17 protein-coding genes and 1 tRNA gene are annotated in these 18,565 nt (G+C 69.5%); 12 read left to right on the top strand and 6 right to left on the bottom strand.

Annotated elements, in window-relative coordinates:
* The first annotated feature begins 16 nt into the window (after positions 1-16).
* From CQ047_RS10610 to CQ047_RS10630, 5 genes are read left to right on the top strand one after another with little or no spacing between them, the layout of a single operon-like run.
* Positions 17-1,570, top strand: a complete 1,554-nt coding sequence (locus tag CQ047_RS10610) for a carboxyl transferase domain-containing protein (protein ID WP_308737045.1) — start codon at positions 17-19, stop codon at positions 1,568-1,570.
* A gap of 5 nt (positions 1,571-1,575) precedes the next feature.
* Positions 1,576-3,483 carry a biotin carboxylase N-terminal domain-containing protein gene (locus CQ047_RS10615; protein WP_105675003.1) on the top strand — a complete coding sequence of 636 codons (1,908 nt, stop codon included), beginning with the start codon at positions 1,576-1,578 and terminating at the stop codon, positions 3,481-3,483.
* Complete coding sequence (locus tag CQ047_RS10620) at positions 3,480-4,631, top strand: acyl-CoA dehydrogenase family protein (protein ID WP_105675005.1); 1,152 nt, start codon at positions 3,480-3,482, stop codon at positions 4,629-4,631. The genes CQ047_RS10615 and CQ047_RS10620 overlap by 4 nt, the downstream gene beginning before the upstream one ends.
* Before the next feature lie 44 nt (positions 4,632-4,675).
* Entirely contained in the window at positions 4,676-5,161 is a 486-nt protein-coding gene (locus tag CQ047_RS10625; protein ID WP_105675007.1) for a MaoC family dehydratase, read from the top strand.
* Positions 5,158-5,964: a CoA ester lyase gene (locus CQ047_RS10630; RefSeq protein ID WP_105675009.1), complete on the top strand. Its 807-nt coding sequence runs from the start codon at positions 5,158-5,160 to the stop codon at positions 5,962-5,964. Before CQ047_RS10625 ends, CQ047_RS10630 begins: the two co-directional genes overlap by 4 nt.
* Here the strand turns inward: CQ047_RS10630 and CQ047_RS10635 are convergent, their stop codons facing one another.
* Genes CQ047_RS10635 through CQ047_RS10645 form a run of 3 tightly spaced genes read right to left on the bottom strand, consistent with a single transcriptional unit; the run spans position 5,965 to position 8,690 of the window.
* Positions 5,965-7,272, bottom strand: coding sequence for an erythromycin esterase family protein (locus CQ047_RS10635; RefSeq protein ID WP_105675011.1), 1,308 nt, complete (start codon positions 7,270-7,272; stop codon positions 5,965-5,967).
* Positions 7,273-7,275: 3 nt separating this feature from the next.
* Positions 7,276-7,863: a histidine phosphatase family protein gene (locus tag CQ047_RS10640; RefSeq protein WP_105675013.1), complete on the bottom strand. Its 588-nt coding sequence runs from the start codon at positions 7,861-7,863 to the stop codon at positions 7,276-7,278.
* On the bottom strand, positions 7,860-8,690 hold the full coding sequence (locus CQ047_RS10645; RefSeq protein WP_105675069.1) for a Sir2 family NAD-dependent protein deacetylase: 831 nt from the start codon (positions 8,688-8,690) through the stop codon (positions 7,860-7,862). The genes CQ047_RS10640 and CQ047_RS10645 overlap by 4 nt, the downstream gene beginning before the upstream one ends.
* A 79-nt stretch (positions 8,691-8,769) precedes the next feature.
* Between CQ047_RS10645 and CQ047_RS10650 the strand changes: the two genes are divergently transcribed.
* Positions 8,770-9,570 (top strand): RNA methyltransferase, encoded by an 801-nt coding sequence (locus tag CQ047_RS10650; protein ID WP_105675015.1) that lies wholly within the window; start codon positions 8,770-8,772, stop codon positions 9,568-9,570.
* On the opposite strand, the gene CQ047_RS10655 is transcribed toward CQ047_RS10650, so the two are convergent.
* Positions 9,567-10,391: an SGNH/GDSL hydrolase family protein gene (locus CQ047_RS10655; RefSeq protein WP_105675017.1), complete on the bottom strand. Its 825-nt coding sequence runs from the start codon at positions 10,389-10,391 to the stop codon at positions 9,567-9,569. The two genes, CQ047_RS10650 and CQ047_RS10655, sit on opposite strands and share 4 nt — an antisense overlap.
* Before the next feature lie 125 nt (positions 10,392-10,516).
* Between CQ047_RS10655 and CQ047_RS10660 the strand changes: the two genes are divergently transcribed.
* Together CQ047_RS10660 and CQ047_RS10665 are read left to right on the top strand one after the other, a co-directional pair.
* Positions 10,517-12,259, top strand: a complete 1,743-nt coding sequence (locus tag CQ047_RS10660; protein ID WP_105675019.1) for a DEAD/DEAH box helicase — start codon at positions 10,517-10,519, stop codon at positions 12,257-12,259.
* A 98-nt stretch (positions 12,260-12,357) separates the two neighbouring features.
* On the top strand, positions 12,358-13,452 hold the full coding sequence (locus CQ047_RS10665; protein ID WP_105675021.1) for a VIT1/CCC1 family protein: 1,095 nt from the start codon (positions 12,358-12,360) through the stop codon (positions 13,450-13,452).
* Between the two features lie 117 nt (positions 13,453-13,569).
* Here CQ047_RS10665 and CQ047_RS10670 read toward each other — a convergent pair.
* Positions 13,570-13,652, bottom strand: a tRNA-Leu gene (locus CQ047_RS10670).
* Positions 13,653-13,765: 113 nt separating this feature from the next.
* On the opposite strand from CQ047_RS10670, the gene CQ047_RS10675 reads away from it, so the two are divergent.
* Both CQ047_RS10675 and CQ047_RS10680 read left to right on the top strand, forming a co-directional pair.
* Entirely contained in the window at positions 13,766-15,061 is a 1,296-nt protein-coding gene (locus CQ047_RS10675; RefSeq protein ID WP_105675023.1) for a M20/M25/M40 family metallo-hydrolase, read from the top strand.
* Positions 15,062-15,101: 40 nt separating this feature from the next.
* On the top strand, positions 15,102-15,929 hold the full coding sequence (locus tag CQ047_RS10680) for an undecaprenyl-diphosphate phosphatase (protein ID WP_105675026.1): 828 nt from the start codon (positions 15,102-15,104) through the stop codon (positions 15,927-15,929).
* On the opposite strand, the gene CQ047_RS10685 is transcribed toward CQ047_RS10680, so the two are convergent.
* Positions 15,919-16,767, bottom strand: coding sequence for a PAC2 family protein (locus tag CQ047_RS10685; protein ID WP_105675028.1), 849 nt, complete (start codon positions 16,765-16,767; stop codon positions 15,919-15,921). The two genes, CQ047_RS10680 and CQ047_RS10685, sit on opposite strands and share 11 nt — an antisense overlap.
* Positions 16,768-16,857: 90 nt before the next feature.
* Here CQ047_RS10685 and CQ047_RS10690 point away from each other — a divergent pair, with 90 nt between their 5' ends.
* Complete coding sequence (locus CQ047_RS10690) at positions 16,858-17,541, top strand: HAD family phosphatase (RefSeq protein ID WP_341942177.1); 684 nt, start codon at positions 16,858-16,860, stop codon at positions 17,539-17,541.
* Positions 17,538-18,557, top strand: coding sequence for a tRNA (adenine-N1)-methyltransferase (locus CQ047_RS10695; protein ID WP_105675032.1), 1,020 nt, complete (start codon positions 17,538-17,540; stop codon positions 18,555-18,557). Before CQ047_RS10690 ends, CQ047_RS10695 begins: the two co-directional genes overlap by 4 nt.
* The last annotated feature ends 8 nt before the right edge of the window (positions 18,558-18,565 follow it).

Genomic DNA, 18,565 nt, shown 5'->3' on the forward strand with positions numbered 1-18,565 from the left:
CGAGGAGGACGTCACGATGCAGATGACCCAGGAGTCCCTGGCCGAGGAGCTGCGCGAGCGGCTCGCCGCCGCGGCGCTCGGCGGCCCGGAGGCGTCGCGTGCGCGTCATCTCTCGCGCGGAAAGCTCCTGCCGCGAGACCGTGTCGCGCGGCTGCTCGACGAAGGGAGCCCATTCATCGAGGTCGCGCCCCTCGCGGCAGACGGTCTCTATGGGGGAGAGGCGCCGGGAGCCGGGGTGATCGCCGGCATCGGACTCGTGCACGGGCGTCACGTGATGGTCGTCTGCAACGATGCCACCGTCAAGGGCGGCACCTACTACCCGCTGACCGTGAAGAAGCATCTGCGCGCGCAGGAGATCGCTCTCGAGAACAGGCTGCCCTGTCTCTACCTCGTCGACTCCGGAGGCGCATTCCTCCCCAAGCAGGACGAGGTGTTCCCCGACCGCGACCACTTCGGTCGCATCTTCTTCAACCAGGCGCGCATGTCGGCCGCCGGGATCCCGCAGCTGGCGGCCGTGCTCGGCTCGTGCACGGCGGGCGGAGCCTATGTCCCCGCGATGAGCGACGAGACGGTGATCGTCCGCGGACAGGGCACGATCTTCCTCGGCGGTCCGCCGCTGGTGAAGGCCGCGATCGGCGAGGTCGTCAGCGCCGAGGAGCTGGGCGGAGGAGAGCTGCACGCTCGGCGCAGCGGCGTCGTCGACCACCTCGCCGAAGACGACGAGCATGCGCTGGAGATCCTTCGCGACATCGTCTCCACCCTGCCTGCCCCGCACGCTCCGGCCTGGGAGATCGTGCCGAGTCGTGATCCGGCGGAGACGTCCTCCCTGTACGAGGTCGTCCCCGTCGACGTGAACGCCGCCTACGACGTGCACGCGGTGATCGACCGCCTCATCGACGCGGACACCTTCCGGGAGTTCAAGTCCGAGTACGGAACCACGCTCGTCACCGGGTTCGCCCGACTGCACGGTCATCCCGTCGGCATCATCGCGAACAACGGCGTGCTCTTCAGCGAGTCCGCCCTCAAGGGCGCGCACTTCATCGAGCTGTGCGACCAGCGCGGCATCCCTCTGCTCTTCCTGCAGAACATCTCCGGCTTCATGGTGGGGTCGGATGCCGAAGCCGGGGGCATCGCGAAGGACGGAGCCAAGATGGTCACCGCTGTCGCGAGCACCCGGGTGCCGAAGCTCACCGTCATCATCGGCGGGTCCTTCGGTGCGGGCAACTACTCGATGTGCGGGCGTGCCTACTCGCCGCGCTTCCTGTGGACGTGGCCGGCGAGCCGGATCTCCGTGATGGGCGGAGCACAGGCCGCGTCCGTGCTCGCGACCGTCAAGGAGGATCAGCTGACCGCTCGGGGGGAGTCGTGGAGCCAGGAGGAGCGCTCCGGGTTCGAGGCGCCGATCCGCGACCAGTACGAACAGCAGGGCGAGCCGTACTACGCCACGGCCCGCCTGTGGGACGACGGCATCATCGATCCCGAGAACACCCGCGACCTCCTCGGCCTCGCCCTGGACGTCGTGTCACGCAGCCCGCTGCCCGAACCGCGCTTCGGCGTCTTCCGGATGTGAGACTCATGAGCGACCACCTCTTCCGCACCGTCCTCGTCGCCAACCGCGGCGAGATCGCACGCCGCGTCATCCGCACCCTGCGCGAGCTCGGCATCCGCAGTGTCGCGGTCTACAGCGATGCGGACGAGCAGTCGCCGCACGTCCGCGAGGCCGACGCGGCCGTGCGGGTCGGCCCTGCACCCGCCGCGGAGTCGTACCTCGACATCGACGCCGTCATCGCGGCCGCACGGACGGCGGGAGCCCAGGCGATACACCCTGGTTACGGATTCCTCTCCGAGAGCGTCGGTCTCGCCGAAGCCTGTGCAGAGAGCGGCATCACCTTCATCGGCCCCTCGGTCGAGGCGCTGCAGATCATGGGAGACAAGGCCAGGGCGCGTGAGCACGTGACGCGATACGGCGTGCCCGTCGTCCCCGGCTTCGACGCCACGGGTCTCTCCGACATCGAGATCGCCGAGGAGGCGGAGCGGATCGGGTTCCCGCTCCTCGTCAAGCCCAGCGCGGGCGGGGGAGGGAAGGGCATGGAGGTCGTCGCCGACGCCTCCGCGCTCACCGCGGCCCTCGCATCCGCGCGCAGGGTCGCCGCGTCCGCGTTCGGAGACGACTCGCTCGTCCTCGAACGCTTGATCCGCCGCCCTCGGCACATCGAGGTGCAGGTGTTCGGCGACGAGCACGGCACCGTGCTGGCGCTCGGCGAGCGGGAGTGCACGCTGCAGCGCCGGCATCAGAAGGTGATCGAGGAGGCGCCGTCCGCAGGCATGCCCGCCGAGACCCGCGAGAGGCTGCTCGCCGCGGCAGTGCGGGCCGCGGAGAGCGTCTCCTACGTCGGCGCCGGAACGGTCGAGTTCCTCATCGACGCGGATGAGCCCGATGAGGTCTTCTTCATCGAGATGAACACGCGTCTCCAGGTCGAGCATCCCGTGACCGAGGAGGTCACCGGACTCGATCTCGTCGCGCTGCAGCTCCGCGTCGCGGCCGGGGGACGACTCGACCCGGCGCCCCGTGTCCACGGGCACGCGGTCGAGGCCCGGATCTATGCGGAATCTCCGGAGCGGGGCTTCCTGCCGTCCACCGGACGGGTGCTGCTCTTCGATCCGCCGCAGGGTGTGCGGGTCGACGCCGCGATCGAGACCGGAAGCGAGGTCACCGGATTCTACGATCCGATGATCGCGAAGGTCATCGCCCTCGCTGCCGACAGGGTCACGGCGCTGCGCCGGCTGGATGAGGCGCTGAGCCGGACGGTCGTGCTCGGCGTCGACACCAACATCGACTTCCTCCGGACGCTGTGCCGAAACGAGAGGGTCATCGCCGGCGATCTCGACACCGGGCTCATCGAGACCCTCCTGCCGCTGCCTGTGCCCTCTCCCTCTGCGCGCATGCTCGCCAGCGCGAGAGCCCGCGTGCAGGCGAGCTCGCCGACCGTCTCCGACGCGGGCGCCGTCTGGACCGCCCTCACGGAGAGGGATGCCGCAGACGTGGCGTTCCTCACGGATGACGACGCGCTGGTCGAGTCCGAATCGGGGACGCCGTCGCAGCTGCCGACGGCGCTCGATGCCGACGGCGCGGTCTGGGTCGCCGAGGGCGGCCGCACGATGCGTCTTCGTCCCCTCGATCGTCGGGCACGGATGCGGCGACGCCTCGCGACAGCGCAGCGGGCCGCCGTCGCCACAGAGCCCGAAGGCCGCGCCCCCATGCCGGGCAGCGTCGTGGCGGTGCACGTCGCCGACGGCGAGCACGTCGCCGCCGGCACGCCGCTGCTGTCGATCGAGGCGATGAAGATGGAGCACCCGGTGCTCGCGCCGCACGACGGCACGGTGCATCTTCTGGTCGCCGTGGGCGATCAGGTGCGGCGCGACCAACCGGTCGCCCGCGTGACGACGAGTCCCCACGACGGGGCCGCAGAGGAGATCCGATGAGTGAAGATCTGAACGAGGACGAGCGCGAGCTCGCCGCCATGGTCCGGGAGTTCGCCGAGACCGTCGTCGCGCCGCAGTCCTACGAGGCCGACCGCACGCACACGCTTCCGATGGACGTCGTGGCGCAGATGGGCGAGCTGGGGCTGTTCGGCCTGCCGTTCCCGGAGGAGCACGGCGGTCAGGGCGGAGACTACTTCGCTCTGGGCATCGCGATCGAGGCGCTCGGGCGGGTCGATCAGTCCATCGCCATCACCCTGGAAGCCGGCGTCAGCCTCGGAGCGATGCCGGTGTTCCGATTCGGCACCGAGGAGCAGAAGCGTGATCTGCTGCCCGATCTGCTGGCCGGCCGCGCCCTCGCCGGGTTCGGTCTGACCGAGCCGGAGGCGGGGAGCGACGCGGGCGCCACGCGCACCACCGCCCGCCTCGACGGCGATGAGTGGGTGATCGACGGGACCAAGCAGTTCATCACGAACTCCGGCACGCCCATCACGCGATTCGTCACCGTCACCGCCGTCACCGGGAACGAGGGCGGGCGCAAGGAGATCTCCACGATCATCGTGCCCAACGGGACGCCGGGGTTCACCGTCGAAGCGCCCTACGACAAGGTCGGCTGGAACGCCTCAGACACCCACCCGCTCACCTTCTCCGGGGTGCGCGTGCCCGCGGGCAACCTGCTCGGCGAGCGGGGGAGCGGGTTCCGCAACTTCCTCAGCATCCTCGATGAGGGACGCATCGCCATCGCGGCCCTCTCGACCGGTGCCGCGGAGGGGTGTCTCGAAGCGGCCGTCGACTACGCGAAGAGCCGCACGATCTTCGGCAGCGCCCTGAGCACCCGGCAGAACGCGCAGTTCACGCTCGCACGCATGCGCGCACGTGTGCACACCGCCCGTCTCGCGTGGCACCACGCGGCCCGACTGCGCGATGCGGGGAAGCCCTTCGCCGAACAGGCGGCGATCGCCAAGCTCGTCGCGGGAGAAGCCGCGATGGACAACGCGCGCGACGCGACGCAGATCTTCGGCGGCAACGGCTTCATGAACGAGTTCCCCGTGGCACGGCACTACCGCGACTCGAAGATCCTCGAGATCGGCGAGGGGACGACCGAGGTGCAGCTGCTCGTCATCGCCAGGGCACTGGGTCTCGCCGGGTAGCGTGACAGCATGCCAGACGCACTGACCGACGGGAGGACGGCGACGTGACCGTACGGGACATCATCCAGCGAGGTCTCTACTTCGAGGAGTTCGAGGTCGACGCCCGCTATCTGCATCGGCCGGGGCGCACGGCGACCGAAGCCGACAACGTGCTCTTCACGACCCTCACCATGAACACGCAGGCGCTGCATCTGGATGCCGCGTTCGCGCAGACCCAGGAGTTCGGCCAGCGGCTGATGAACTCCATGTGGACCCTGTCGACCATGGTGGGAGCATCCGTCGCCCAGCTCACGCAGGGGACCCTGGTGGCCCAGCTCGGTCTCGGCGACATCGCGTTCCCGCATCCGCTGTTCGCGGGGGACACGCTGTACACCGAGAGCACGATCGTCGCGAAGCGACCGTCGTCGTCCCGCCCCGGTCAGGGGATCGTCACGATCTCCCACACCGGGCGCAACCAGGACGGCGCCGTCGTCGCGACCGCGAGCAGGACGGTCCTCGTCCGCTGCCGCCCCGAGGAGGAGAACCGATGACCTTCGATCTCGGACCCGCGCTGCTGTTCTGCCCCGCCGATCGCCCTGAACGGTTCCGCGGTGCACTGGAGAAGGCGGACGCCGTCATCCTCGATCTGGAGGACGCGGTCCTCCCCGAGGCGAAGGCGATGGCACGGGGCAACCTGATCGACGCCGACCTCGACCCCGACCGCGTCATCGTCAGGGTGAACGCTCCGGACACCGAGGCGTTCGTCTCCGACCTCGCCACCCTCGCTCAGACGGACTTCCGCACCGTGATGGTCGCCAAGACGGAGGATCCCGAGCGCCTCCACGCCTTCGACGAGCGCTACTCCCTCATCGCCCTGTGCGAGACCGCCCGAGGGATTCATGCGGCGGATCGCATCGCCGCGCATCCGCGAGTGGTCGCGATGATGTGGGGCGCGGAGGACCTGGTCGCCTCCCTCGGCGGCACGTCCAGCAGGACGCCCGATGGCGGCTACCGCGACATCGCCCGCTATGCCCGCTCCCGTGTGCTGCTGGAGGCGGGAGCGCAGGGCAAGGCCGCCGTCGACGCCGTGCACATCGCGATCGACGACCTGCCGGCCCTCGCTCGAGAGGCAGCGGATGCCGCAGCATCCGGGTTCCGCGCCACCGCGTGCATCCACCCCTCGCAGGTCGCCACCATCAGGGACGCGTACCGTCCCGATGCCGCGACGGTCGACTGGGCGCATGCGGTGATCGCCGCGGCCGAGAGCGAGCGGGGCGTGTTCCGCTTCCAGGGCCGCATGATCGATGAGCCGGTGCTCCGGCACGCCCGCTCAGTGATCGACCGGGCCGGCTGATCACCGCCAGAGTCCACGCTCGTCGATCCAGGTGTGCCACGGGCTGATGCGGTCGACGTGCAGGATCCCGTCGTAGGACGCGCGGACGTCTGCGAGCTCGACCTCGGGTCCGTTGTGTGTGCCCGTCACGAGGTCGACGGAGGCGGGAGCCCCGGCGAGGTCGACGAAGAACGACCCTTCCGCGCGCGTGCTCAGCAGCGCGTCGAGCGTCTCCGCGCGCGGCGGATCCAGCTGCTGCACGAAGGGCGTCGAATGCCCGGGGGCGTCTGTCGGAGCGGGGCGGTGCAGCCACGCCGCACCGCCGCCGAACGTCGTGCCGATGACGCGCAGGTCGTCGCCAAGGCGTCCGCGGAGATGCGTGCCCACGGTCGCGAGAGGCTCGGTCACGAACGGCGGCGCGAGGTAGGGCGTCGTGCGGACATGCCCGTTCGCCGCGAACAGGACCACGCGCTCCTCCCGCTGCAGGACCCACTCGACCGCGTCGGCCATCGCCGAATCGCGGATGTTCGCTGGCGCCCAGGTGCGTGACGCTCCCTCCGCCATCGCCGCGAGGAAGGCGTCGGTGCTCCGTGCGAGCTCCGCGGTCCGCACGGCGACGTCGACCACGTCGGCATCGGCTCCCGCCTGCACGTAGTCGGTCCTCCGAGCTCTGACCCGTTCCGTCATGCCCGAGATCGCCGAGGTCATCGCGCGGCGCCGTTCCTCGGCGAGACCCAGGTAGGCGTGCAGGGCGGTGGCCGCTCTCGCGAGGCCGGAGCGGTCGGCGGGCAGATACTCGAACTCGGGCAGCAGGATGTCGCGCACGTGCCGGGCGTAGTGCGGATCCGCGGAGTCCAGGAACGTGACCACGTGCTGCACAGCCGGAAGCGATGAGGATGCCGAGTCGGGCACGTCCATCCCGTAGAAGCGCAGCGGCGCACCGGCGACCGTCTTCTCGCGCAGCCACACGACGAGGTCCTGCGTCTCCTGGCACTTGCCGAAGTGGTAGGTGACGCCGTCGTTCAGGACGTCGCGCAGGCGCCCTTCGCCGGAGCGCACCCAGTCATCGACCGTGAGCCCTTCGACGACGCCGCTCTCCAGAACGATCGCCGTGAACCCCGCCCGTTCGACGAGGAATCGCAGCAGCTTGTTCCGCCACGCGAGGAACTCGTGCGTGCGGTGCATCGATTCGCCGAGAGCGACGACGCGTGCGTCGCCGACGAAGGACAGAAGCGGTTCCAGCTGCTCGTGAGGGACGTCGTCCGGATCGACCGCGTCGAAGGCGACCCGGCTGCGGCTGAGCCATTCCGTCGTCTCGTCGACGTCCATGACTCAGAGGACGTAGGCCTGCTCGAGCAGGCGCAGCGACCCGGGTGATGCCTCGAAGCGGTGGATTGAGCCGTTCGCGAGCGCCTCTCCTTCCCGGGGCAGGGTGCCGCCGGAGACGTGGTCGATCAGCGAGCGGATCACGCCGCCGTGCGAGACCACGATGAGGGACTCCGCCACCGGGGCGGAACGACGACGGGCTTCGCGCGCGATCCGATGCAGGGCCGCCAGAGCGCGGACCCCGACCTCGTCGAGGGTCTCGGCCCCTGGCACCTCGGCGTGCCAGTCTCCGTAGGAGGCGATGTAGTCGGGCACCAGCATCCCCTCGCCCTCGCCGAACTCCCTCTCGCGGAGGTCGGGCACGAGGGCGGGAGCGGGGAGGGCCAGCTCGGCGGCGATGATCTCCGCGGTCTCACGGGCGCGCAGCAGCGGGCTGGCGTAGATCGCGTGATGCGTGGTCGCGCCGAGCTGCGACGCCGCCCACCGGGCATCCCCGCGTCCGCTCTCGTTGAGCGGGATGTCGGTGGATCCCTGGATGCGCTTCTCCAGGTTCCAGTCGGTCTGACCGTGGCGGACGAGGGTGATGAGGGTCACAGCAGAAGCTCCTGGATGGCGGGGAGCACGACGCTCGTGCCCGCCGCGAGCGTGATGTCCGCCCACGAATCGGCACGGGTGGGCTCGTGGTTGACGATGACGAGAGGGATGCCGCGGCGACGTGCGCGCTCCACCAGGCGGACGCCGGAGTTCACGACGAGGGAGGAGCCGGCGACGATCATCGCGGAGCTGGCGCGCAGCAGCGATTCGGCCGCCTTGAACCTGTCCTGCGGGACGAACTCTCCGAAGAAGACGACGTCGGGCTTGAGCATCCCGCCGCACACCGTGCACACCGGCACCACGAAGCCTTCCGTGGTCTCCGGGAGGACGTCGCCGTCGGGAGCGAGCAGGACGTTCTCCGGCACGGCGATCCAGGGATTGCTCTCCTCGATCTGCACGGCGATGTCGCGGCGGTCGAAGACCTGGCCGCAGTGCAGGCACGTCACGCGGCGCATCGTCCCGTGCACCTCGATCACGTGCGAGCTGCCGGCGCGCAGATGCAGGCCGTCGACGTTCTGCGTGATGATGCCGCTCACGACGCCGCCGGATTCCAGTTCGGCGAGGGCGATGTGGCCCGCGTTCGGCGCGGCCCGCGCGAAAGCCCGCCAGCCGAGATGACCGCCCACCCAGTAGCGTCTGCGTGCGGCTTCGTCGCCGAGATAGCGCTGGATGGTCATGGGATCGGCGCGGGTGCGGGCGCCCTCGCCACGGTACGCGGGGATGCCCGAGTCCGTGGAGATGCCCGCTCCGGTGAGGAGCGCGACCTTCCGACCCCGGAGGAGATCGGCTGCCTGAGTGATCCGGGCATGCAGCTCGGTATCGGTCATCGCGGTCACGGAACCTCCCTGAGCGAGTCTACGACGCTCGGCGGAGGCGACGGCGTCGCACGTGCCACAGTGGAGGTCTATGGAACTCATCGACGTCACCTCCGCAGCGGACCCCCGACTGGACGACTTCCGCGCCCTCACGGACACGGCGCTGCGGGCGGTGTCCGAGCCGGCGGGCGGCCTGTACATCGCCGAGTCCGCGAAGGTCATCGAGCGCGCGGTACGTGCCGGCCATCGCCCGCGCTCCGTGATGGTGCAGCGGCGATGGGTCGACGGCATCCGCTCCCTCCTCTCGGAGCACGACGTCCCGGTCTACGTCGTCCCGGATGAGGTGGCCGAGGCGGTGACGGGGTTCGCGGTGCACCGTGGAGCTCTGGCCTCCATGCACAGGCCGCCGCTGCACTCTGTCGCCGACGTCGTGGCGGGCGCCTCGCTGGTTCTGATCCTCGAGGGGATCGGCGACCACACCAACATCGGCGCGGCGTTCCGTGCGGCGGCGGGGCTCGGTGCGGATGCCGTGCTCGTGTCGCCGCGCTGCGCGGACCCGCTCTACCGTCGGAGCGTGCGCGTCAGCATGGGGACGGTCTTCCAGGTGCCGTGGACCCGCATCACGGACTGGGACGCCGCGGTCGCCGACCTGCGGGCAGCGGACATCCGTCTGGCCGCGCTCGCGCTTCGGGACGACGCCGTGTCTCTCGACGCCTACGCCAAGAACCGCCCGGAGAGGGTGGCGCTCATGATGGGCTCGGAGGGGGAGGGGCTCTCCGCCGATGCGCTCGCGAGCGCCGACGCGATCGTGACCATCCCGATGACGGGCGGTGTGGATTCGCTCAACGTCGCCGCTGCGGCCGCCGTCGCACTGTGGGCGATGAAGCCCTAGTCCTCGCGGCGGAGGACAGGCGCCGGCTCCGGCCGCTTCGCCTCGACGTGGTCGCCGGACGACTGGTGGCGCAGGCGACGGAGCACCCAGGGCACCAGGTGCTCGCGCGCCCAGCCGAGATCTTCGGCCCTGGCCTCGCGCCAGGTGCGCACCGGAAGCGGCTCTGGCTGCATGGCCTCGAGGTCGTTGGGCACGTTCAGCGCACGGAGCACCATCCGGGCCACCTCGTGATGACCCAGTGCGTTGTAGTGCAGTCGGTCGTCGTCGAAGAAGCGCATGTCCTGGACGACCTTGAGCGCCCACTGATCGGCGACGATGCAGTCGTGGCGGTCGGCGATCGCGCGGACGTTCTCGTTGTAGATGGCGACCTTGCCTCGGAACGGGCGGAACACGGGGGTGAAGCCGGTGTCGATGCCCGTGAACAGGACGATCGCCGCGCCCGTCGACGCCAGACGTGTGACGGCGTCCTCCAGCTGCACCGCGATCGCGTCGGGATCGGTGCCGGGGCGGATCACATCGTTGCCGCCGGCGCAGATCGAGATGAGATCGGGTCGCAGCGCGACGGCGGGCTCGATCTGGTCCTCGACGATCTGCGCGATGAGCTTCCCGCGCACGGCGAGGTTCGCGTAGGCGAAGTCGTCGACCTGCTCGGAGAGCACAGCGGCTACGCGATCCGCCCAGCCCCGGTGGCCCCCGGGCACCGAGGGATCGGGATCGCCGATGCCTTCGGTGAACGAGTCGCCCACGGCGACGAAGCGCCGCCACGGATGCGAGGTCTCGTTGGCCACGTAGGGGGTCCGAGTCGAATCCTGGTCTGTCATCCAGCTCTCCTTCGCGAACGAGCGCCGTCCATTGATCGCGGCGGCGCAGTGTCCGAGCCTACCCGGCAATCGCTCGCCACGGCGGGCGCGCGTCGAGTGTCGGAGGCGGCGTTATCGTTGAAGGGATGCTTTCCCCGTCCTTTCCTCAGCGCGCCCCGTGGGGTACCGCGAACAAGCTGCGGGCCTGGCAGCAGGAGGCGCTGGAGCAGTACTTCCAGGCGGATCAGCGGGACTTCCTCGTCGCCGCGACGCCGGGCGCAGGCAAGACGACCTTCGCCCTCACCCTCGCGGTCGAGCTCATGCGCATCGGCGAGGTCAACCGGATCATCGTCGTGGCGCCGACGGAGCATCTCAAGACACAGTGGGCCGACGCCGCGGCGCGCGTGCACATCCGGCTCGATCCGCACTTCAAGAACAGCCACTGGGCGCCGGCGCGGCACTATCACGGCGTCGTGGTGACCTACGCGCAGGTGGCCGCGAAGTCCTCCGTGCACCGGCATCTGACCGAAGACGCGAAGACCCTGGTGATCCTCGACGAGGTGCACCACGGCGGCGACGCGCTGAGCTGGGGCGACGCGATCCGCGACGCCTACGGACCAGCGAAGCGCCGCCTGCTGCTGTCGGGTACTCCGTTCCGCAGCGACACCGCTCCGATCCCGTTCGTCGAGTACCTGCCCGACGAGTCCGGAGCCCGCATCTCGAGCACCGACTACAGCTACGGGTACGGGCGCGCCCTGGCCGATGGCGTCGTGCGGCCGGTGCTGTTCCACATGTACGCGGGCAAGATGCGCTGGCGCACGAGCGCGGGGGATGAGCTCGAGGCGCACCTCGGGCAGGACAACACCAAGGACGTCAACTCCCAGGCCTGGCGCACCGCTCTCGATCCGGAGGGCTCGTGGATGCCCGCGGTGCTGTCGGCCGCGGATCGTCGTCTCACCGAGATCAGGCACCACATCCCCGACGCGGGCGGTCTCGTGCTCGCGACGGATCAGACCGTCGCGCGCGCTTACGCGAAGATCCTCCACAGCATCACGGGTCGGCAGCCGACGATCGTGCTGTCGGACGACGCCTCCGCGTCCGAGCGGATCGAGAAGTTCTCCGCCACCGACGAGCGCTGGATGGTCGCCGTCCGCATGGTGTCGGAGGGCGTGGACGTGCCTCGCCTCGCGGTCGGCGTGTACGCCACGTCATCCTCCACACCGCTGTTCTTCGCGCAGGCGATCGGCCGCTTCGTGCGAGCCCGCAGGCGGGGCGAGGCCGCGAGCGTCTTCCTGCCGAACGTCCCTGTGCTCATGGGGCTCGCCAACGAGCTGGAGAAGCAGCGCGATCACGCGCTCGATCGCCAGGACAAGGATGCCGACGGCCTCGACGATTCGCTGCTGGAGAGCGCGAACCGCGAGGACGACGCCTCCGATGCGCTGACGCAGGAGTTCAGCTATCAGGCGATCTCCTCGGTCGCCCACTTCGACAGGGTGGTCTTCGACGGCAAAGAGTTCGGCCAGCTCGCCGAACCCGGCACTCCGGAGGAGGAGGAGTTCATCGGATTCCCCGGGCTCCTCGAACCGGAGCACGTGCACGAGCTCCTGATGCAGCGCCAGGCGCGCCAGTCACGTCTGCGGGAGACGCGCGAGGCGACGGCGGATCCGCTCGAGACGACGACGCTCCCCGCGCCCCTGCATCGCACTCTCAAAGAGCAGCGGCAGCTGCTGAACAGCCTTGTCGGCCTCTACGCGCGCCAGACAGGCGAGCCCCACGGATCGGTGCACGCCGAGCTCCGTCGCATCTGCGGCGGCCCCGCGGTCGCTCAGGCCACGGTGACGCAGCTCCAGTCGCGTATCGAGGTGCTGCGCAAGCGCGTGCGCTCCTGACCTTCGGAAACCCGAAATCCTGGCAATCCTCGCCTCAGTAGGGGCTGCCGCCACCCTCCCGGATAGCGTGGAACGGTTGTCCCGACCTGGAGGAAAGCATGACAGCCCCCGCTGCCGCAGAGCCCACCACCGCCGACCGCCGCCGCTGGGCGCGCTACCTCGTGGAGGAGCGCGCCGAGGGTCTCGTGTACCAGAAGCTGGCCGCCAGACGCACCGGTGAGGAGCGCGAGATCCTGCTCAGCCTCGCGGATGCCGAGCGTCGACACGAGCAGCACTGGCTCGACCTGCTCGGCGCGGAACCCGCACGTCTGCCGAAGGCCGGTCTGCGCTCCCGCACCCTCGGCTGGATGGCCGGGCGGTTCGGCTCGATCTTCGTCCTCGCCCTCGCGCAGAGCGCAGAGGCCCGATCGCCGTACGACACCGAGAAGTGGGCGACGCCGGCGATGCGCGCCGACGAGAAGGTGCACTTCGAGGTCGTCAGAGGGCTCGCCGCGCGCGGACGCAGACGGCTCTCCGGTTCCTTCCGCGCAGCGGTGTTCGGAGCGAACGACGGTCTCGTCAGCAACCTCGCCCTCGTGCTCGGCATCGGGGCGACCGGAGTCAGCTCCGGCTTCGTGCTGTTCAGCGGCATCGCGGGACTGCTCGCCGGCGCCCTCTCGATGGGCGCGGGGGAGTTCGTGTCGGTGCGCTCGCAGCGCGAGCTGCTGGCCGCCACGGAGGCGAATGAGGATGCCGCGGCCTCCGCCGGCGATCTCGACATCGACGAGAACGAGCTCGCCCTCGTGTACCGCGCCCGTGGCATGGAGCAGGAGGAGGCCCTGCGGCGCGCACATCGGATCGTGGCCGCCGCCCGCGCGGGCGTTCAGCGGACGACGACCGGACCCGTGCGCACCCAGGGAGACGATCATGAGATCGTGGGAAGCGACTGGACGGCCGCCATCTCGAGCTTCCTGCTGTTCGCATCAGGAGCGATCATTCCCGTGCTGCCGTGGATCTTCGGCCTGCAGGGGACGACGGCCGTCGTCGTGGCCCTGGTCCTGGTGGGCGTGGCGCTGCTCTCCACGGGCGCGATGGTCGGCATCCTGTCAGGCGGTCCGCCGCTGCGGCGCGCCCTGCGCCAGCTGGCGATCGGCTTCGGCGCCGCCGCCATCACCTATGTGCTCGGACTGGTGTTCGGAGTCGGCGCGGTCTGAGACCGCGCCGGCGCCGGCCGCATCGTTCTCGTGCACTTCGTCGCGCGACGAATCCGCACGCGCGACGAAAAGAAGAAGAGCCCCGATCCAACCGGATCGGGGCTCTTCTTCGTTCTGTGCGCGGAGGGGGACTTGAACCCCCACGCCCTTACGGGCACTACGACCTCAACGTAGCGCGTCTACCATTCCGCCACCCGCGCAGGTGTTGGATGTTCGTTGCCGAACGAAGATTTACATTAGCACGAGCGGAGGGGGACTCAGAAACCGGCGGCGACGCCCGGGCGCGCCTCAGCCGTTCGATAGCCTTGAACGCATGACAGATCCGTCGCTCCCCGAGGTCGTCCGCATCGCCAGCGATCTGATCCGCTTCGACACCTCGAACTTCGGCGGCGGCAACGCCAAGGGGGAGCGTGAGGCGGCCGAGTACGTCGGGCGCTACCTGGAGGGTCTCGGACTCGATGTCGAGTACTACGAGCCGATCGACAGGCGCACGAACGTCATGGCACGCGTTCCTGGCCGTGACTCCAGCAAGCCCGCCCTCGTCGTGCACGGGCATCTCGACGTGGTCCCCGCGATGGCCGAGGACTGGACCGTCGACCCCTTCGCCGGCGTGGTGAAGGACGGCATGCTGTGGGGCCGTGGCGCCGTGGACATGAAGAACATGAACGCCATGATCCTCACCGCCGTCGCCGACATCCTCCGCGCGGGAGAGCAGCCGGAGCGCGACCTCGTGCTCGCGTTCTTCGCCGACGAGGAGAACGGCGGCGTCGAGGGCTCGGCCCTCGTCGTGCAGAACAGACCGGAGTGGTTCGCTGGGGCGACCGAGGCCATCAGCGAGGTCGGCGGCTACTCGATCACGGTCGACGACCACCGGGCGTACCTGCTGCAGGTCGGCGAGAAGGCGCTGATCTGGATCCGCCTCGTCGCCAAGGGGCGTGCGGGGCACGGCAGCCGCCTGCATGAGGACAACGCGATCACCAAGCTCGCAGAGGCTGTATCGGCGATCGGGCGGACCCGCTGGCCGATCAGGCTCACCCCGACGACGGAAGCGCTCCTGGCGGGCCTCAGCGAGCTCACCGGACGCTCCGTGGAGGATCCGGATGCCCTCGCCGCCGCCGCAGGTCCCGCTGAGGCGTTCCTGCGCTCGACCTTCCGCACCACGACCAATCCCACCGTGCTGACGGCGGGATACAAGCACAACGTCATCCCGGAGCGGGCCGAGGCGCTGATCGACGTCCGTGTCATCCCCGGCACCGAAGACGACGTGCTCGCCCAGCTCCAGCAGATCGTCGGCGACGAGATCGCCATCGAGATCGTGGTGCAGGACATCGGCATGGAGACGGCCTTCGAGGGCGACCTCGTCGACGCGATGGTGGCGAGCCTCGGCGCGCACGACCCTGGTGTCCCCGTCATCCCGTATCTTCTGGGTGCAGGGACCGACAACAAGGCGCTCGCGTATCTGGGCATCACCGGGTACGGGTTCGCCCCGCTCAGGCTCCCGGCCGATCTCGACTTCACAGGCATGTTCCACGGAGTCGATGAGCGCGTGCCCGTAGAATCGCTTGTCTTCGGTCAGCGCGTGCTGGCCGATCTGCTGCGCTCGTACTGAGCCGACGCCGTACGGCGCATCCATGATCTGAAGGCCCTTCATGCACCTGCTCGAAGCACTCATCCTCGGCATCGTGCAGGGACTCACCGAGTTCCTGCCGATCTCGTCCAGCGCCCACCTGCGCATCGTCGGCAGCTTCCTGCCCTCGGGGGAGGACCCGGGCGCCGCGTTCACCGCCATCACGCAGATCGGCACGGAAGCGGCCGTGGTCGTGTTCTTCTGGCGGGACATCGTCCGCATCGTCTCGCGATGGTTCCAGTCCCTCGCGGGCAAGGTGCCGCGGAACGACCCGGATGCGCGCATGGGCTGGCTGATCATCATCGGCAGCGTCCCGATCGTCGTCCTCGGACTGCTGTTCCAGGATCAGATCGAGAGCGTGCTTCGATCTCTGTGGATCGTGGCTGTCATGCTGATCGTGTTCGGCATCCTGCTCGGCATCGCCGACTACGTCGGAGCCAAGCGGCGCACTCTGAACGACCTGACCTACCCCCATGGCATCGCCTACGGCTTCGCTCAGGCGCTTGCGCTCATCCCCGGAGTCTCGCGCTCTGGCGGCACCATCACGATGGGACTCTTCCTGGGGTACGAGCGCGCCGCGGCGGCTCGTTACGCGTTCCTGCTCGCGATCCCTGCGGTGTTCGGCAGCGGCTTCTTCCAGGTCTACAAGAGCTGGGACGAGCCGAACCAGCACTTCTCGTTCGGGGAGACGCTCGCGGCGACCGGCATCGCGTTCGTCGTCGCCCTCGGTGTGATCGCGTTCTTCATGAACTGGATCTCCAAGCGCAGCTTCATGCCGTTCGTGGTCTACCGCATCCTTCTCGGCACCGCGCTGCTCATCCTGCTCGGAACGGGCGTGATCAGCGCTTGAGGTCTCCCGGCCCGTCGCCTCGGCGGCGCAGGTAGCGCTCGAAAGCCTGCGCGATCGCGTCGCCGGAGGCGTCGGGGGAGTCCCAGGTGTCGCGGGTTCTCTCCAGCTGGCGGATGTACTCCGTCATGTCCTCGTCGTCGGCCGCGGCGGCATCGATCGACGCCTCCCATGCGGCGGCCTCGGTGCGCAGGTGGTCGCGGGGAACGTCGACTCCGGTGAGCTCTTCGAGTCGATCTAGGAGCGCGAGCGTGACCTTGGGGGAGGGCGTCGCCGTCGCCACGTAGTGCGGAACGCTCGCCCAGAGGCTCGCGGTGGGGATCCCGGCGTTCTCGGCGAAGTGCTCGAACACGCTGAGGATGCCGACCGGCCCCTCGTACAGCGAACGCTCGAGCCCGTGCGCCTCGCGGACCTCGTCGTTCTGACTCGACGCGAAGATCGAGATCGGCCGCGTGTGCGGGACGTCGGAGAGCATGGCCCCGAGCGTGACGAGACCCGAGACGTCATCGCGCAGGGCGACGTCGATGAACTCGGAGGCGAAGGCCTGCCAGGTGCGGGCGGGCTCGACACCCGTGAGGAGCCAGAACTCCGGTCCGGGGCCCGGATCGCGCGGGCGCCAGAGCCCCGCCTCGGGCCACGTGAGCTGTCGCCTGCCCTCGGCATCCATCTTCGTCGCGGGGCGCGTGTACTGATAGTCGAAGTAGAGCTCGGGATCGATCGAGTGCACGAGGTCGTACTCGGTCATGTCGCGGAGTGCGGCGATGGCGCCGCTCGCTGCTTCGCCGGCGTCGTTCCAGCCGTCGAAGGCGGCGATGATGATGCGCGAGCCGAGAACATCCATCGTGAGCTCCCTTCGTGACGGTGGATGGGTATCCCTCAAGGCTAGTCCGAGGCGGCGGGTCCCGGGCGGAGCCACGGCTAACATGGACCGGTGAGCAGACAGCCGGGCGCAGTCCTCTGGGACATGGATGGAACACTCGTCGACACCGAGCCGTATTGGATGGCGGCGGAGACGGCGTTGATCGAGTCGTTCGGCGGCACCTGGACCCATGAGGACGCTCTGCAGCTCGTCGGCAGCGGCCTCATCGACAGCGCGATCATCATTCAGAACGCGGGGGTCGAGATGGATGCAGAGGCGATCGTCTCGCATCTCACGGATGCCGTGCAGGAGTCTCTGCGCACGCAGGGAGTCCCCTTCCGCCCGGGAGCGCGTGAGCTGCTCCAGGACCTCCGCGACGCCGGCATCCCGACGGCCCTCGTCACCATGTCGCTCCGGCGGATGGCTCTGAGCGTCGTCGAGCTCATCGACTTCGAGGCCTTCGACATCGTCGTCGCCGGTGACGACGTGGACAACGCCAAGCCGCACCCCGAGCCCTATCTGCAGGCGGCGGCGCTCCTGGGCGTCGACATCGCCGATGCGGTCGTGATCGAGGATTCCCCGACCGGTCTGCGCGCCGGAATCGCCTCCGGGGCGGTCGCCCTCGGGGTGCCGCACATCGTCCCGCTCGACGGGGTCGGCGCACACGAGCTCTGGCCCACACTGGCCGACCGCGGCGCGACCGACCTCTCCGAGCTCTTCACCCGCATCACGTCCCTGACAGGAGCCACCCGATGACCCTCTCCAGCGCACAGCGCCCCAGCGGCCCTTTCCGCGAAGGCGACCGCGTGCAGCTGACGGGGCCGAAGGGGCGCCTGCACACGGTGACCCTCAAAGAGGACGGCGAGCTGCACACGCATCAGGGTGTCCTCCGTCACCGGGATCTGATCGGCCTGCCCGACGGCTCGGTCGTGGCGAACAGTTCCGGGCACGATTACCTCGCGCTCCGCCCTCTTCTGCGCGACTTCGCGATGTCGATGCCGCGCGGCGCGGCGATCGTGTACCCGAAGGATGCGGCGCAGATCGTCATGCAGGCCGACATCTTCCCCGGTGCCGTCGTGGTCGAGGCAGGGGTCGGATCCGGCGCCCTGTCGCTCTCCCTTCTGCGTGCGATCGGACCGGCCGGACGACTCGTGTCCTTCGAGCGTCGCGACGACTTCGCCGACGTCGCACGCGGCAACGTCACGACCTTCTTCGGCGAGACCCCGCAGACCTGGGACGTCGTGGTGGGCGACCTGGCCGAGGAGCTCCCCGTCCAGTTCCCCGCGGGGAGCGTCGACCGCGTCGTGCTCGACATGCTCGCCCCGTGGGAGTGCATGGATGTCGTTGCCGACGCACTGACCCCCGGCGGCGTGGTGCTCTGCTACGTGGCCACCGCGACGCAGCTGTCCCGCGTCGCCGAGTACATCCGGGGGACCGGGCTGTTCACTGATCCCGATGCCTCGGAGACGATGGTGCGCGGCTGGCACGTCGAGGGCCTCGCCGTGCGCCCCGATCACCGCATGGTCGCCCACACAGGCTTCCTGCTGACCGCTCGCCGCCTCGCACCCGGTGCTGTGGCGCCGTCGGTGAAGCGCAGAGCGTCGAAGAGCAGCTACGGAGACGAGGACGTCGAGCTCTGGACGCCCGGCGCGGTCGGCGACAGGGAGATCAACGACAAGAACCTCCGCAAGCGCGCACGTGAGGCCGCGAAAGCCGCGGACGGCGCGCGCCTCGCCGCGACATCGCGCGAATCGGACGCGCCGACGGAATAGACTTGAGC

The sequence above is a fragment of the Microbacterium sp. MYb72 genome (assembly GCF_002979415.1).
GTDB classification, from domain to species: Bacteria; Actinomycetota; Actinomycetes; order Actinomycetales; family Microbacteriaceae; genus Microbacterium; species Microbacterium natoriense.

What these genes read in the sequence shown, in the direction of transcription:
- CQ047_RS10610 (WP_308737045.1), top strand. Translation starts at nt 17, where the DNA reads ATGCAGATGACCCAGGAGTCCCTGGCCGAGGAGCTGCGCGAGCGGCTC.
- CQ047_RS10615 (WP_105675003.1), top strand. Translation starts at nt 1,576, where the DNA reads ATGAGCGACCACCTCTTCCGCACCGTCCTCGTCGCCAACCGCGGCGAG.
- CQ047_RS10620 (WP_105675005.1), top strand. Translation starts at nt 3,480, where the DNA reads ATGAGTGAAGATCTGAACGAGGACGAGCGCGAGCTCGCCGCCATGGTC.
- CQ047_RS10630 (WP_105675009.1), top strand. Translation starts at nt 5,158, where the DNA reads ATGACCTTCGATCTCGGACCCGCGCTGCTGTTCTGCCCCGCCGATCGC.
- CQ047_RS10635 (WP_105675011.1), bottom strand. Translation starts at nt 7,272, where the DNA reads ATGGACGTCGACGAGACGACGGAATGGCTCAGCCGCAGCCGGGTCGCC.
- CQ047_RS10645 (WP_105675069.1), bottom strand. Translation starts at nt 8,690, where the DNA reads ATGACCGATACCGAGCTGCATGCCCGGATCACTCAGGCAGCCGATCTC.
- CQ047_RS10650 (WP_105675015.1), top strand. Translation starts at nt 8,770, where the DNA reads ATGGAACTCATCGACGTCACCTCCGCAGCGGACCCCCGACTGGACGAC.
- CQ047_RS10655 (WP_105675017.1), bottom strand. Translation starts at nt 10,391, where the DNA reads ATGACAGACCAGGATTCGACTCGGACCCCCTACGTGGCCAACGAGACC.
- CQ047_RS10660 (WP_105675019.1), top strand. Translation starts at nt 10,517, where the DNA reads ATGCTTTCCCCGTCCTTTCCTCAGCGCGCCCCGTGGGGTACCGCGAAC.
- CQ047_RS10665 (WP_105675021.1), top strand. Translation starts at nt 12,358, where the DNA reads ATGACAGCCCCCGCTGCCGCAGAGCCCACCACCGCCGACCGCCGCCGC.
- CQ047_RS10675 (WP_105675023.1), top strand. Translation starts at nt 13,766, where the DNA reads ATGACAGATCCGTCGCTCCCCGAGGTCGTCCGCATCGCCAGCGATCTG.
- CQ047_RS10680 (WP_105675026.1), top strand. Translation starts at nt 15,102, where the DNA reads ATGCACCTGCTCGAAGCACTCATCCTCGGCATCGTGCAGGGACTCACC.
- CQ047_RS10685 (WP_105675028.1), bottom strand. Translation starts at nt 16,767, where the DNA reads ATGGATGTTCTCGGCTCGCGCATCATCATCGCCGCCTTCGACGGCTGG.
- CQ047_RS10695 (WP_105675032.1), top strand. Translation starts at nt 17,538, where the DNA reads ATGACCCTCTCCAGCGCACAGCGCCCCAGCGGCCCTTTCCGCGAAGGC.